The organism is Amycolatopsis sp. NPDC054798 (assembly GCF_053611505.1).
On sequence record NZ_JBSHAM010000153.1, the window covers coordinates 1 to 13,034 of the forward strand.

Annotated in this window: 13 protein-coding genes; 7 read left to right on the top strand and 6 right to left on the bottom strand. The window is 68.7% G+C overall.

Going from position 1 to position 13,034, the window contains the following annotated elements:
- The first annotated feature begins 172 nt into the window (after positions 1 to 172).
- A complete protein-coding gene (locus ACWGIC_RS42555; protein ID WP_452081627.1) occupies positions 173 to 895 on the top strand; it encodes a VIT1/CCC1 transporter family protein in 723 nt (240 codons plus the stop codon).
- Here the strand turns inward: ACWGIC_RS42555 and ACWGIC_RS42560 are convergent.
- Positions 892 to 2,349: a peptide MFS transporter gene (locus ACWGIC_RS42560; RefSeq protein ID WP_452081628.1), complete on the bottom strand. Its 1,458-nt coding sequence runs from the start codon at positions 2,347 to 2,349 to the stop codon at positions 892 to 894. The two genes, ACWGIC_RS42555 and ACWGIC_RS42560, sit on opposite strands and share 4 nt — an antisense overlap.
- Before the next feature lie 287 nt (positions 2,350 to 2,636).
- Here ACWGIC_RS42560 and nhaA point away from each other — a divergent pair, with 287 nt between their 5' ends.
- Genes nhaA through ACWGIC_RS42575 form a run of 3 tightly spaced genes read left to right on the top strand, consistent with a single transcriptional unit; the run spans position 2,637 to position 5,315 of the window.
- Positions 2,637 to 3,821, top strand: a complete 1,185-nt coding sequence (gene nhaA, locus ACWGIC_RS42565) for a Na+/H+ antiporter NhaA (RefSeq protein ID WP_452081629.1) — start codon at positions 2,637 to 2,639, stop codon at positions 3,819 to 3,821.
- Positions 3,822 to 3,880: 59 nt separating this feature from the next.
- Positions 3,881 to 4,378 carry a phage holin family protein gene (locus ACWGIC_RS42570; RefSeq protein ID WP_452081630.1) on the top strand — a complete coding sequence of 166 codons (498 nt, stop codon included), beginning with the start codon at positions 3,881 to 3,883 and terminating at the stop codon, positions 4,376 to 4,378.
- Between the two features lie 19 nt (positions 4,379 to 4,397).
- Positions 4,398 to 5,315 (top strand): alpha/beta fold hydrolase, encoded by a 918-nt coding sequence (locus ACWGIC_RS42575; protein WP_452081636.1) that lies wholly within the window; start codon positions 4,398 to 4,400, stop codon positions 5,313 to 5,315.
- A gap of 202 nt (positions 5,316 to 5,517) precedes the next feature.
- Here the strand turns inward: ACWGIC_RS42575 and ACWGIC_RS42580 are convergent, their stop codons facing one another.
- From ACWGIC_RS42580 to nth, 4 genes are read right to left on the bottom strand one after another with little or no spacing between them, the layout of a single operon-like run.
- The gene (locus ACWGIC_RS42580; RefSeq protein WP_452081631.1) at positions 5,518 to 6,702 is read right to left on the bottom strand and encodes a MarP family serine protease; all 1,185 of its coding nucleotides are present in this window, start codon (positions 6,700 to 6,702) and stop codon (positions 5,518 to 5,520) included.
- Positions 6,703 to 6,709: 7 nt separating this feature from the next.
- Positions 6,710 to 7,426 (bottom strand): NUDIX hydrolase, encoded by a 717-nt coding sequence (locus tag ACWGIC_RS42585; protein WP_452081632.1) that lies wholly within the window; start codon positions 7,424 to 7,426, stop codon positions 6,710 to 6,712.
- Complete coding sequence (locus tag ACWGIC_RS42590; protein ID WP_452081633.1) at positions 7,423 to 8,025, bottom strand: TlpA family protein disulfide reductase; 603 nt, start codon at positions 8,023 to 8,025, stop codon at positions 7,423 to 7,425. Before ACWGIC_RS42590 ends, ACWGIC_RS42585 begins: the two co-directional genes overlap by 4 nt.
- The gene (nth, locus tag ACWGIC_RS42595) at positions 8,022 to 8,705 is read right to left on the bottom strand and encodes an endonuclease III (protein WP_452081637.1); all 684 of its coding nucleotides are present in this window, start codon (positions 8,703 to 8,705) and stop codon (positions 8,022 to 8,024) included. The genes ACWGIC_RS42590 and nth overlap by 4 nt, the downstream gene beginning before the upstream one ends.
- Before the next feature lie 237 nt (positions 8,706 to 8,942).
- Between nth and ACWGIC_RS42600 the strand changes: the two genes are divergently transcribed.
- Complete coding sequence (locus tag ACWGIC_RS42600; protein ID WP_037369289.1) at positions 8,943 to 9,194, top strand: hypothetical protein; 252 nt, start codon at positions 8,943 to 8,945, stop codon at positions 9,192 to 9,194.
- 159 nt (positions 9,195 to 9,353) lie between these two features.
- Complete coding sequence (locus tag ACWGIC_RS42605) at positions 9,354 to 10,028, top strand: Crp/Fnr family transcriptional regulator (RefSeq protein WP_009084463.1); 675 nt, start codon at positions 9,354 to 9,356, stop codon at positions 10,026 to 10,028.
- 421 nt (positions 10,029 to 10,449) lie between these two features.
- Here ACWGIC_RS42605 and ACWGIC_RS42610 read toward each other — a convergent pair whose 3' ends face one another.
- The gene (locus tag ACWGIC_RS42610) at positions 10,450 to 11,607 is read right to left on the bottom strand and encodes a glycosyltransferase (RefSeq protein ID WP_452081634.1); all 1,158 of its coding nucleotides are present in this window, start codon (positions 11,605 to 11,607) and stop codon (positions 10,450 to 10,452) included.
- Positions 11,608 to 11,699: 92 nt separating this feature from the next.
- On the opposite strand from ACWGIC_RS42610, the gene ACWGIC_RS42615 reads away from it, so the two are divergent.
- Entirely contained in the window at positions 11,700 to 12,959 is a 1,260-nt protein-coding gene (locus tag ACWGIC_RS42615; RefSeq protein ID WP_452081635.1) for an MFS transporter, read from the top strand.
- The last annotated feature ends 75 nt before the right edge of the window (positions 12,960 to 13,034 follow it).

Here is a 13,034-nt window from a genome sequence, read left to right on the forward strand (position 1 = left end):
GCTCCCTGACCAGGTCCGTGAGGGGAACCCTGAGGGAATCTGATTCCCTCAGGGTTCCCCTCACGGACCTTCTCAGGCAAGGCACAATTCAATGAGGATTGCCTTTCTTAACCGAATTCCAGCACTTCGGGAAAATGTCGCGCGGAAACAATTTCCGTGATTCACTGAAGGCGTGACCGAAACGATGGGCGACGCGGTGCACGCGCACGAACCGCACGAGGACCTCGGCGGCAAGCTGAACTGGTTGCGCGCCGGGGTTCTCGGCGCGAACGACGGGATCGTGTCCGTGGCGGGCATCGTCGTCGGTGTCGCGGGAGCCACCACCGACAGCACCACGATCCTCACCGCGGGAATTGCCGGGCTCGTCGCGGGCGCGTTTTCCATGGCGGGCGGGGAATACGTGAGCGTGAGCACCCAGCGCGACACCGAACGCGCGCTGCTGCGGCTCGAGAAGCACGAACTGAAAACGATGCCGGAGGCCGAGGAACGCGAACTCGCGCAGATCTACGAGGACAAGGGCCTCTCGCCGGAGCTGGCAAAGCAGGTCGCGCGCGAGCTGACCGAAAAGGACCCGCTGCAGGCGCACGCGGAAGCCGAACTCGGCATCGACCCGGACAACCTGACCAGCCCGTGGCAGGCGGCGTGGGCGTCGCTGCTGGCGTTCTCCGTCGGCGCGCTGCTGCCGTTGCTGGCGATCGCCTGGACGTCGGTCGGCATCCGGGTGTGGGCGTGCGCGCTGGCGGTGGTCGTCGGCCTCACGCTCACCGGAGTCGTGAGCGCGAGGCTCGGCAACGCGCAGGTGGGGCGCGCGATCGTCCGCAACGTCGGCGTCGGCGCCCTCACCATGCTCGTCACTTACTTCGTCGGGGTGGCTTTCGGCACCACCGTCGGCTAGTGCACGCCGCGCATCAGGCGGCGGATCACCGGGATGAGCGCGAACAGCAGCAAGCCGATCGCGACCGCGACCCCGCCGATGATGCTGAAGTACGGCACCTCGTCGTGCGGGTCGTAGGACTGCGCGAGCTTGCCCGACAACGCCGTGCCCAGTGACACCGACAGGAAGTTCAGCGCCACCATCTGCGTCCGGAACGCTTCCGGCGCGAGCTTCGTCGACAACGAAAGCCCGACCGGCGACAGCATCAGCTCGGCGATGGTGAACACCAGCAGGATGCCGGCCAGCGCGAGCAGCGGGCTGCCGTTCTGGCCGGTGTGCGCCATCGGGAGGAACAGCAGGAACGCCAAGCCCATGAGCACGGTGCCGAGTACGAACTTCATCGGCGTCGACGGCTGCTTCGGACCGAGTTTCGTCCAGACCGCCGCCATGATCGGGGCGATCACGATGATGAACACCGGGTTGATCGAGTTGACCCAGGACACCGGCATCGTCCAGCCGAACAGGTCGCGGTCGAGCCGCTGGTCGCTGTAGACCGAGACGACCGTCGCCTGCTGCTGGTACAGCGAGAAGAACGCGGCGCTCGCGATGTACATCGGGATGAACGACAGCACCCGGCTGCGCTCGTCGGAGGTGATCTTCTTGCTGGTCAGGATCGCCAGGAAGTACACCACCGAGATCGCGACGACCACGTAGACCACGACGTCGGCGAGGTTGTCCGGGGTGACCACGCCGGACATGATCAGCGCGACGACCGCGGCGATGATCACCACGGCGACGCCGATCACGAGCGCGCGCTGCGAGGAGGGCAGCGGGTTCGGCACCTCGGACGCCTTCGCGCCCAGGTTCTTCCGCCCGATCGTGTACTGGATCAGCCCGAGCGCCATGCCGATCGCGGCGAGGCCGAAGCCGAAGTGGAACCCGAGGTTCTGCTGGGCGAGCCCGGTCAGCAGCGGGCCGATGAACCCGCCGAGGTTGACGCCCATGTAGAAAATCGTGAAACCGGCGTCGCGCCGCTCGTCGCCCTCGGCGTACAGCGTGCCGACCACCGAGGTCGCGTTGCCCTTGAGCCCGCCGGATCCGAGCGCGACGCACGCGAGACCGACGCCGACGCCGGTCAGGCCAGGCAGCACAGCGAGCGCGATGTGCCCGATCATCACCACGACGGCGCTGTAGAACAGCGTGCGTTCAGAGCCGAGCAGCCGGTCGGCGATCCACGCGCCCACGACCGTGGCGAGGTAGACCGTGCCGCCGTACGCGCCGACGATGCCGAGCGCGGCGCTCTGGTCGATCCCCAGACCGCCCTTGTCGGCCTGATAGTAGAGGTAGATGGCGAGGATGCCCTGCATCCCGTAGAAGGAGAAGCGCTCCCACATCTCCACGCCGAAGAGGTTCGCCAACCCCCTCGGGTGCCCGAAGAATCTGGTGTCGGCCTGGGCGTCGATAGGGGTGCTCACTACTGCCTCGTCCCTGTATCCAACATCATTGTCGTTCTCTCCTCGCATGCTAGAAGGCGAACAGGTGAACGAAAAACCGGCGTCAGTATGGACTAGACAACTTGGCCGTCGCGACCGGCTGACCTGCGTTTGCGCGACACCTCCGGGGATGCGAGCGTCATCGGGCAGTCGTGGGTTGCCATTCGTCACAACGGCCGGTAATCGGCGACTGCGGACGGTAAACTGGACATCGGTGTGCCGGGAAGTCTGGTCGGCGGGAGATCCGCCGTCCCCACAAGGAGTTGTTCGTGACCCCAGCCCGCGCCGTCGCCGAATTCGCCCGTTTCCTGCGCACGGAAACGACTGGCGGGCTGATCCTGCTCGCCGCCACCGCGGTCGCCCTGATCTGGGCCAACTCGCCGCTCGCCCCCGCTTACGAGGCGCTGCGCGACTTCCGGCTCGGCCCGGAGTTCCTGCACCTCAACCTCACCCTGGGCGACTGGGCGAAGGACGGCCTGCTCGCGCTGTTCTTCTTCGTCGCCGGACTGGAACTCAAGCGAGAACTGGTGGTCGGCGAGCTGTCCCGGTGGCGTCAAGCGGTCCTGCCGGTGATCGCCGCGGTCGGCGGGATGGTCGTGCCCGCGGTGGTCGCGCTCTCGATCGCGTGGGGCACGCCGGAGGCCGACCGGGCGTGGGCGATCCCGGTGGCCACGGACATCGCGTTCGCGCTCGGCGTGCTCGCGCTGACCGCTTCGAACCTGCCCAGCAGCGCGCGGGTGTTCCTGCTTTCCCTTGCCGTGGTGGACGACCTTGGCGCGATTCTCGTCATCGCGATCCTCTTCACCAGCAGTTTCAACCTGGTCGCGGCGGCGGTCGCGGTGGTCGCGCTCGGCCTTTACGCCTTCCTGCAGCACAAACGCGTCCGCACGCCGTGGCTGTACGTACCGCTCGCACTGATCACCTGGGTCGCGGTGCACTCGGCGGGCATCCACGCGACGATCGCCGGTGTCGCGCTCGGGCTGCTCACTCGCGTCCGCGAGGACGAGGGCGAGGAAGAAGCGCCCGCGGTCCGGCTCGAACACCGGCTGCAGCCGTGGTCAGCGGCGGTGGCGGTGCCGGTGTTCGCCTTGTTCGCCGCGGGGATTTCGGTGAACAGCGACGCGCTGTCGACGGTGTTCACCACTGCTTTGCCGCTGGCTGTCCTCATCGGACTGGTCGCCGGGAAGTTCGTCGGCATCTTCGGCGCGAGCCTGCTGGCAGTGAAGCTGCACGTGGCGGAAAAGCCCAGCGGAATGAGCTGGCGAGACGTGGCCGCGCTGTCCGTGCTCGGCGGGGTCGGATTCACCGTCAGCCTGCTGATCGCCGAACTCGCACTGCCCGGCGACTCGGCTGAAGTGGCCAAGGCGGCCGTCTTGATCGCCTCGGCGATCGCCTCGCTGACGGCGGCCGTGCTGCTCTTGCGGCGCAGCCGAGTGCACGCGAAGGCGGGTTGATCCCGACACTCCCGCCGGTCCGTCGCGCCCGGGGAACGGCCACGTGGCACGATGACCCAGTGAGCAGCCCCAAACACGAGCGCACCAGCCCCGACGGCGTGGGGGCCGTGCCGTACCTGCCCCTGTCCAGCGACGAGGAAGCCGCGGCGAGCGAGCAGTCCATCGGCAAGCTTGTCGGCGACGCCACCCAGCACCTGTCGACGCTGGTCCGTGCCGAAATCGAGCTGGCGAAAGCCGAGCTGGCGCAGGAAGCGAAGAAGGCGCTCAAGGGGACGGTCTTCTTCCTGATCGCCCTCACCGTCTTTCTGTACAGCACCTTCTTCCTGTTCCTGCTGATCGCCGAGGGTCTGTCGGACTGGTGGGGCATCCGCTGGCCCGCGTTCGCGACGGTGTTCGGCCTGATGCTGGTCACCGTGGGCGCGACCGCGTTCCTCGGCTGGCGCAAGGTGAAGAAGCTGCGCGCGCCGGAACGCACCATCACCAGCGTCAAGGAGACGGCCGAGGCGTTCAAGCGCAAGCCGGCCGAAGACGACGACCTGCCCTCGACGCAGGGCTGACGCCAGCCCTCGCGCGGTGGTGGAGCTGACGCCGGACCCGTCGAGCGTGCGGGTCGACGGGCCGTGGACGCATCGCGACGTCTCGGCCAACGGCATCCGCCTGCACGTCGCCGAGTGCGGCGAGGGTCCGTTAGTGCTGCTCCTGCACGGGTTCGCCGGGTTCTGGTGGACCTGGCGGCACCAGCTGCCCGCACTGGCCGACGCCGGTTTCCGCGCGGTGGCGGTAGATCTGCGCGGCTACGGCGACTCTGACAAACCTCCGCGCGGCTACGACGCGTGGACCCTGGCCGGCGACGTCGGCGGCCTGATCAAGGCACTAGGCGCCCGGCGGGCACATCTGGTCGGGCACGCCTGGGGCGGCATGCTCGCCTGGACAGTCGCCGCCCTGCACCCTCGTCTCGTGTCGTCAGTGACCGCGATCGGTGCCGCGCACCCGCTCGCGTTCAAGGCAGCGGTGAAACGCGCGCGAGGCCAGATCCGAGCCGTCGGCCACCTCTTCCGCTTCCAGGTCCCGATGGCCCCGGAGAAATGGCTGGTCCGCGACAACGCGGCCGCGGTGGAAGAACTGTTCGCCAAATGGTCCGGCGAGACCTGGCGGTCCTCCCCGGACTTCACCGAGACGATCCCGCCATTCCGCCAGGCAATGCTCGTCCCCGGCGTCGCACACTCCGCGCTGGAGTACTACCGCTGGGCCTTCCGCGCCCAATTCCGCGGCGAAGGCAAACGCTTCACCGACGCAGTCAACGCCCGCGTCATCGCCCCCGTACTGCAACTGCACGGCGCGGACGACACCTGCATCCTCCCGGAAACCGCCCTGTCGTCAGTGCACTGGGCAGGCCCGCACAGCGAACCCCGCATCTGGCCAGGCATCGGCCACTTCCCCCACCTAGAAGACCCAGACCGAGTAACCAAGTCCGTTGTGGACTTCATCCGCTAATCCCACACCAACGTCCCACCCCACACCCCTCGGGGCGCAAGCCCCACTCTTTAAACGCCCACCATCAAACCCCAAAACACCCAGGCAGCCAGCCCCCGCCCTGCACCCCGATACGAAGCCGAACCGTCAGCACACTGGGCTTCGGGGTGCCCCACGCCAACCGGGGCGCAATGTCGCCGCCAGGCGACGAGCCGAAGCAGACTCAATTAGCGCAAGCCCCAGTCCCCACCCGAGCAGTCTGCGCCGGAGCGGCCTCGACCTCCGCCCGAACCTGATCCGCGGTCAACGTGAACCCAGTCTCCGGATCCTCCACCGCAGCCCCGAAAACCACCCCGATCACCTCCCCCTCCGGAGTAATCATCGGCCCCCCGGAATTCCCGCTCCGCACCGTCCCCCGAACAGTGAACACATCCCGCTGCACAGTATTGGCGTCGTAAATATCCGGCCCCCGCAAATTGATCCGCCCCCGAACCCGAGCAGGCGTAGCCGTATACGGCCCATCCAACGGATACCCCAACACCACCGCGTTATCCCCAGCCCGAGCAGTCTGCGCAGCAAACGGCAACACCGGCGCCCTCAACCCAGGCACCGCCAACACCGCCACGTCGACCTCCGGATTGAAATACACCACCCGAGCCCGATAATCCCCCGAAGTCGACTCGATCCCGACCTCTTCAGTCCCCGCCACCACATGCGCGTTCGTCATAACCCGCTGCGGCGCAACCACAAACCCACTGCCCTCAAGCGCCCGCGAACAAGACGGCGCGTTCCCGCGAATCTTCACCACACTCGGATGCACCCGCTTGGCCACCGCGGACACATTGAGCGAAGTATCCGGCGGCGGCGTATCCACCGAAGGCGCCTTCTCGAACGGCGAAAGCACAGACGGAAACCCAGACGCGTCAAGCAGTTTCCGCAAATCGCTGGGCAGCCCTTGCGCCTCGGCCGGCATCAGGTCGTTGACCTTGCCGAGCACCGCCGAAGAGTTGATCGACTTGGCCAGCCCGGGAATCGAAGACACCGTCGTCAGCGGATTCGCGACCAGCCAGGCGACCACGAACACCGCGGCCGCCTGCAGGATCGCGCCGAGCGTTTTGTCGATGCCGGAAAGCTTGTCCGGATTGATCTTCTGCCGCAGCTTCCGCCCGGCCCACACCCCGAGCGTTTCGCCGAGCACGATCAGGAACACGACCACAGCGACCGCGAAAGCGACCTTCGCGACCGGACTGTCGAAAAGGCTGATCACGAACGGCGCCAGCTTCACCCCGGCCACCGCGCCCAGCGCGACGCCCACGAGCGCGGGCAGCGCGACGATCACTCCCTGGAAAGCGCCGGAAACCGCCGCCATGACCGCGAGCAGAAGGACGACGACATCGACCCAGTTCACCGCGCCGTCACTCCTCGATACTGCCGTCCCGGGCCGCCAACCGGCCCTGATGTTCGGCCCACGCTACGTCAAGCTCGCGGACATCGCCGGTGTCCCACGCCCGTTCCCAGCCGCCGAGCGAGAGCAGCACGGACAGCAAACCAGCGGTAAAGCCCCACACGAACAGGCCGTCGACAGTGAAGGCCGGCCCCCGCCACGACGCGTCGCCGCGGCGCACGGTGAACCGGTTCGCGGGGTCGGCGAGGTCGGCCAGCGAGACCCGCGCGACGGCCGCTGTCTCGGCCGGATCGACCGCGCGCACCGGCGACGGGGTGTGCCAGTGCGCCAGCACCGGCGTGACCGCGAACCTCGACACCGGCACGAACAGCTCCGGCAGCACCGCGACCGGCAGGATCCCCGACGGGTCGACGCCGGTCTCCTCCTCGGCCTCGCGCAATGCCGTGCCGACCGGGCCGTCGTCGCCGTCCTCCGCGCCGCCGCCGGGGAACGAGACCTGCCCTGCGTGCGAGCCGAGCGTGTCCGCGCGCCGCTGCAGCAGGACGTCCGGACCGTCTCCGCCAGGGCGTTCGCCGAACAGGATCAGCACCGCGGCGGCGCGGGTAAGGAGGTCGTCCGGCGGGCTGAACCGGGTGAACGTGCGGCTGTCGACCTCGCCGGACACCTTCACCAGCGGCCGCAGCCATTCCGGCACGGCTTCGGGTTCGACGAGCGGTCCGGTGGTCATGAGTAGTCCTTCACAGCAGCGCGCACCTGGTCAGTGTTGTCGAACAACCGCGGGTTCGCGATGAACCGGACCTGGCCGTCGGCGGTGACCAGGTACGACGCGGGCAACGACGAGGGCACCTTGAGCGCGGTGCGGATCGGCCCGGTCTGGCCGTCGCCGTCATACAGCGACGGCAGGTGCACGCCGAGCCGCTCGAACAGGCCGAGCCCGTCCGCGGCCGGGCTCGCGACCTGCACGCCGACCACGCGCACCGCGCCCGGCTCAGCGGCGTAGCGCTGCAGCACCGGCAATTCGGTGCGGCACGGCTGGCACCACGACGCCCAGACGTTGACCAGCACCGGACCGCCGCCGAGGACCTTGCCGACGTCCACCCGGGACCCGTCGCCGAGGCAATCCGCCTTGATCCCGGCCAGCTGGCCGGCCTCCTTCGCCGAAGCAGGCGGGCAGGCCTGGAGTTTCGCGGCCGCTCGCGCGGCAGTGAGGTCGCCGGACGCGGGAGGCGCGGAGGTCGCGTCACCGCCGCGAAGCGTGAGCACCGCGACCAGCGCGGCCACCGCCAGCACCGCGACCCCGAGCGCCCATTTGGTGACCGCAGTCACCCGCGCGCCGCCAGCTCGAGAATGTGGTCCCGCTCTGGGCCTTTGACGAGCTTCGCGGCCACCTCGAACTCGGTGGGCCCGGTGCCGAACGACGGGCAGTCCTTGCGCAGCGGGCACGCGCCGCAGGCCGGTTTCCGCGCGTGGCACACGCGGCGGCCGTGGAAAATCACGCGGTGGGACAACATGGTCCACTCTTTCCGCGGGATCAGCTCGCCGACCGCGTGCTCGACCTTGACCGGATCCTCTTCCGCGGTCCAGCCCCAGCGCCGCACGAGACGGCCGAAGTGAGTGTCCACTGTGATTCCCGGCACGTCGAAAGCGTTGCCGAGCACGACATTCGCGGTCTTGCGGCCGACGCCGGGCAGCGTGACGAGGTCTTCCAGCTTCTTCGGCACCTCGCCGTCGTAGCGCTCCACGAGCGCCGCGCCGAGACCCATCAGCGAATTTGCCTTGGCCCGGAAAAACCCGGTCGTGCGCAGGTATTCCTCGAGTTCGGCGCGCTCGGCCCCGGCGTAATCGGCGGCGGTGCGGTACTTCGCGAACAAAGCGGGCGTGACCAGGTTCACCCGCACGTCCGTGGTCTGCGCCGACAACACCACCGCGACCAGCAGTTCCAGCGGATTCGTGAAGTCCAGCTCGGCTTTCGCGTCCGGATAAACCTTGTCGAGGCAACGTTTCATCCGCCGGGCGCGTCTCACGAGGGCGAGCCGGCTTTCTTCGCGGTCCGCGCGGGGCCCGTTCGGGACAACAGGGGGCACCCCGATAGCCTACGGGCGAGTCGGACGAGCCGGTCGGGAGCATCCGCCGGTGGACGGCCGAGCCGCCAGAGCACCACCTCTGCGGGCCGCGCGTCCGCCCTGAGCGAGGATCTGGAGTTCCATGACCGAGTGCGTCACCGACAACAGCGGAGCTGTGGCATGACCGTGTGGTTCGTGATCTTGGTCCCGCTGGTGATCATGTTCTTCGCGTTGTTCATGGAGCGGGTCGAGAGCAGGCTCAAGCACGTCGCGGTGCAGGAGAACGAGGTCGAGGAGTTCCTGGAGCAGGCCCAGCCCAACGAGGTCAGGGCGCTCTACGGGCACGGGATCGGCCGCGCGCTCGAGCTGTTCCGGCTGCGCCGGCTCGGCGGACGGGCAGCCAGGCTACGCGCGCGCAAAGTGCGGAGTTAGGCTGCTCAGTCGGACGTGATCGTTCCAGGCAGCCGCGCCGGGCGCGGCGAGCCGACGAGCGATCTGCCCGACACGCCCTAGACTGACGCGAAAGTGATCGGCGACACGGCCTTCGACCTGCGAAGGAAGTGATCGTTTCTCGACGAGGAGGCACCCGAGGTGGACGAAACCCTGGCCCGTGCGGGCATTTTCCAGGGTGTGGAGCCGGCAGCGGCGGAGGCGCTGGCCCAGACCTTGGAATCCGTGGAGTTCCCCCGCGGCCATGTCATCTTCAACGAGGGCGAGCCGGGCGACCGGCTGTACATCATCCAGTCCGGCAAGGTGAAGATCGGCCGCAAGTCCCCGGACGGCCGCGAGAACCTGCTGTGGATCGCCGGTCCGTCCGACATGTTCGGCGAACTGTCCATCTTCGACCCCGGCCCGCGCACGTCCGGCGCCACGACGGTCACCGAGGTCCGCGCGGTCACCATGGACCGCCCGGCGCTGCGGCAGTGGATCGCCACCCGCCCGGAGATCGCCGAGCAGCTGCTGCGCGTCGTCGCGCGCCGCCTGCGCCGCACGAACAACATGGTCGCGGAGCTGATCTTCACCGACGTCCCTGGCCGCGTGGCCCGTGCGCTGCTGCAGCTGGCGCAGCGCTTCGGCAGCCAGGAGGCGGGCCTGCTGCGGGTCACCCACGACCTGACGCAGGAAGAGATCGCCCAGTACGTCGGCGCGTCCCGCGAGACCGTCAACAAGGCGCTGGCCGACTTCGCCCACCGCGGCTGGCTGCGGCTCGAGGGCAAGAGCGTGCTCATCCTCGACCCGGAGCGGCTCGCTCGCCGCGCCCGCTGATCTTCCCCCGAGTGGGTTAATCCGCGAGGGTTTTTCGAAGGCAACCTCCTACCGGGGGTGGCCTTCGTGCGTTCGTACCGGACTATCCCCCACAAGAGCGGCATTCCCCCGCCGCCTCGTGTCGTCGCCTGGTTTGGCCGTCCCGGCCAGGAAAATGACAAGGAGCCGGGCGCCACCCCCGACGTGGCGCACCGGCTCCTCGCCTGCGCACGGATCATCCCCCGACGACCCGCGCTCCCCGCCCTCCGGACCAGGCCCCGACCCATATGCCGGAGGGAGCTGGGTGCTGCAGTGCTGTCCAGCCCGCAATGGGCTGTCGTTCAACCATCACGGCCAAAACTCATGAATTCAAGGCCATTCACCCTCAAGGACGCCAAGACCGCGTCTTCGTTGCACTAGTTCACGCAGAATCCAGCTGGTGTTACCGGATCGAGACCTCTTGGTCATGCAACCGCGCCACCACCGCCGCCGGGGCGGGCTGCTCGGCGATTCGGGCGGCGAAGATCGCGGCGGACTCCCGGCAGGTCCGGTCGGCGAGCACCGTCCGGACCGCGTCGAGAATGCCGTCTCCGGCGTCGACCGACAGTCCGGCTTCCGCAGCGTGGACCTGCGCGGCGACCTCGAAATGATCAGACGCCAACGGCGAAATCACTAGCGGCACGCCGTGCGCGAGCGCACCGAGCACAGTCGCTGAACCGCCATGACAGACCACCGCGTCCACCGCGGGCAGCAGCTGCGTCTGCGGCACGAACTGTTCGATCCGCACGTGGTCCGGTTGTTCGCCGAACCGGCCGATGTCGCCGTCCTGGCCGATCGTCGCGACGACGTTCACCGGCTCGTCGCGCAGCGCGGCGAGCATCCCTTCCAGCACGCCGGGCCGCGCGTTGTGGGTGGTGCCGAGGGTGACGTAGACGGTCCGGTCGTACGGCAACCCGTCTAGCACCGCTGGGCGCGGACCAGGCGTTGGCACCGCGCCAGCGGGCTGAAGCGGCCAGCGCGTCGGGTACTCCCACTCGACGTCCGCTGGGCTAAGTCCCTCCGGCCAGAAGTCCAGGTACGGCACGGCGTCGCGCGGCGGCAATCCGTCTAGGCCCCGCTGGCGGACCAGGCTGTCGGCGACTGCCCAGGCCCGCTCCATCGTCGCGGCGGACTTCGGCGGGCCGATCGCGTGCATCACGTACGGCACGCCGGCCAGGCACGCAGCCATCACGGCCGCGCGTTCAGCGAGGTTGGCGACGACGAGATCCGGCTGCCAGTCGCGGACGAACTCGACCATGTCGTCGAGCCGCGCGGCCGCGCCGAGGCCGACCATGTACTCGGCGACCAGGTGGGAGAGCCGCTCGTCCGCGGTCATCCCGGCCATCTCCTCGCGGGCGCGTTGCCACATCGAGGACGCGGCGGCGGGGTCGCTCGGCTGTCCCACCGACACGGCTTGCAGGCCGGTGTTGTCCAAGTACCGCATGGCTTCCGGGCCGGTCACGAACGCGACGTCGTCCCCAGCGGCCTGGGCCGCCTGCGCGAGCGGCAGCATCGGCGCGAGATGGCTGTAACCAGCTCCGGAGGAGAACATCAGCCGCATCGCGCGAGCGTACTGACTGCGCCGATCGGGCGTGACCAAGATGACCAGGAAATTACTGGTACCTCCGTACCAATTTCGCCATACTAGTACGCGTGTCCCAGTCTGCCCATTCCGAAGGCCGCACCACGCTCGCCGACTACCGCGCCGCGCTGACCGCACCCGGCTCCCGCGGCCCGGTGATCGCGTCGATCCTGGCCCGGCTCCCGATCGCGATGATCGGCATTTCCGCGCTGCTGTACGTGCAGCGCGAAACCGGTTCGTTCGCCGCGGCGGGGCTGGTCTCGGCGAGTTCGCTCGCCGGGGTCTCGGTGGGTGCGGTCGTGCAGGGCAGGCTGATCGACCGGTTCGGACCGAGCCGTCCACTGCTGATCGTCGCCGCCGTGTTCGCGCTGTCGATGGCCTCGCTCGCGATCGCGATCGAGGCGCATCTGCCGACGTTCGTGCTGATCCCGCTGGCCGCGGCCACCGGGCTCGCGGAACCGATGGTCGGCTCCGCGTCACGGGCGCTGTGGACGAAAATCCTGCCGGAAGGACCGGCGCGCAACGCCGCGCTGTCCTATGAGGCGATCAGCATGGAGGTCTTTTTCATCCTCGGCCCCGGCATCGCGGGCCTGCTGATCACCGCGCCGTGGGCGGGCACCGGCATGGTCGCCGGGTCGATCACCATGGTCACCGGCGCGGTGCTGTTCGCGCTGAACCCGACCGTGCGCGCGTGGGGTCCGGCTCCGAAGGCCAAGACTCCGCTGCTCGGCGCGCTGGCCAGCCCCGGAATGCGGACGCTCGCGTTGGCAGCGCTCGGTTTCGGCGTGGTGATCGGCTTCGTGGAGGTCGCGGTGCCTGCCGCCGCGACGGAATCCGGACACCCTTCGCTCAGCGGTCTGCTCTTGTCCGCCTGGTCGTTGAGTTCGGTGGCGTTCGGCGTGGCCTACAGCCTGCACCCGTGGCCGCGACGGCTCGGCCTGCGCCTGCCGGTTCTGCTGGGCGGGTTCGGCGCTTTCGTTGCCCTGCTTGCCCTTCCGTCGAGCTTGTGGGCACTGGCCCTGCTGATGCTGCTGGCCGGAGCGATGATCACGCCCCAGTCGACGACCCACTCCGCCGCGATCGAGGTCGTCGCCCCGCGCGGTACCGCTGCTGAGGCGTTCGGCTGGGTCCTCACGGCGGTCACGCTGGGGCTCGCGGCCGGCCAGTCGGTGAGCGGCTACCTGGTTGAACACTCCGGGACGGCTGCCGCGTTCTTGGCCGCCGGGGTGGCTGGTGTCGTGCTGGCTTTCGTGGTGTGGCTGCTGCGCGGGACTGTGCAGGCTGCTTCGCCCACGGTCGCTGACAGTGCTCTCGTCGGGGCTTCGAGCTAAGCGTTTTCGCAGCTCAACGGCCTTAGCTGGGTTTTTGTCGGTGGTCGCCGCTACTTTGCGTGGCATGGATCTCAC

Excerpts from the sequence above, each read along its gene's own strand:
- ACWGIC_RS42585 (WP_452081632.1), bottom strand. The coding sequence starts at position 7,426 with ATGACCACCGGACCGCTCGTCGAACCCGAAGCCGTGCCGGAATGGCTG.
- nth (WP_452081637.1), bottom strand. The coding sequence starts at position 8,705 with ATGAAACGTTGCCTCGACAAGGTTTATCCGGACGCGAAAGCCGAGCTG.
- ACWGIC_RS42600 (WP_037369289.1), top strand. The coding sequence starts at position 8,943 with ATGACCGTGTGGTTCGTGATCTTGGTCCCGCTGGTGATCATGTTCTTC.
- ACWGIC_RS42610 (WP_452081634.1), bottom strand. The coding sequence starts at position 11,607 with ATGCGGCTGATGTTCTCCTCCGGAGCTGGTTACAGCCATCTCGCGCCG.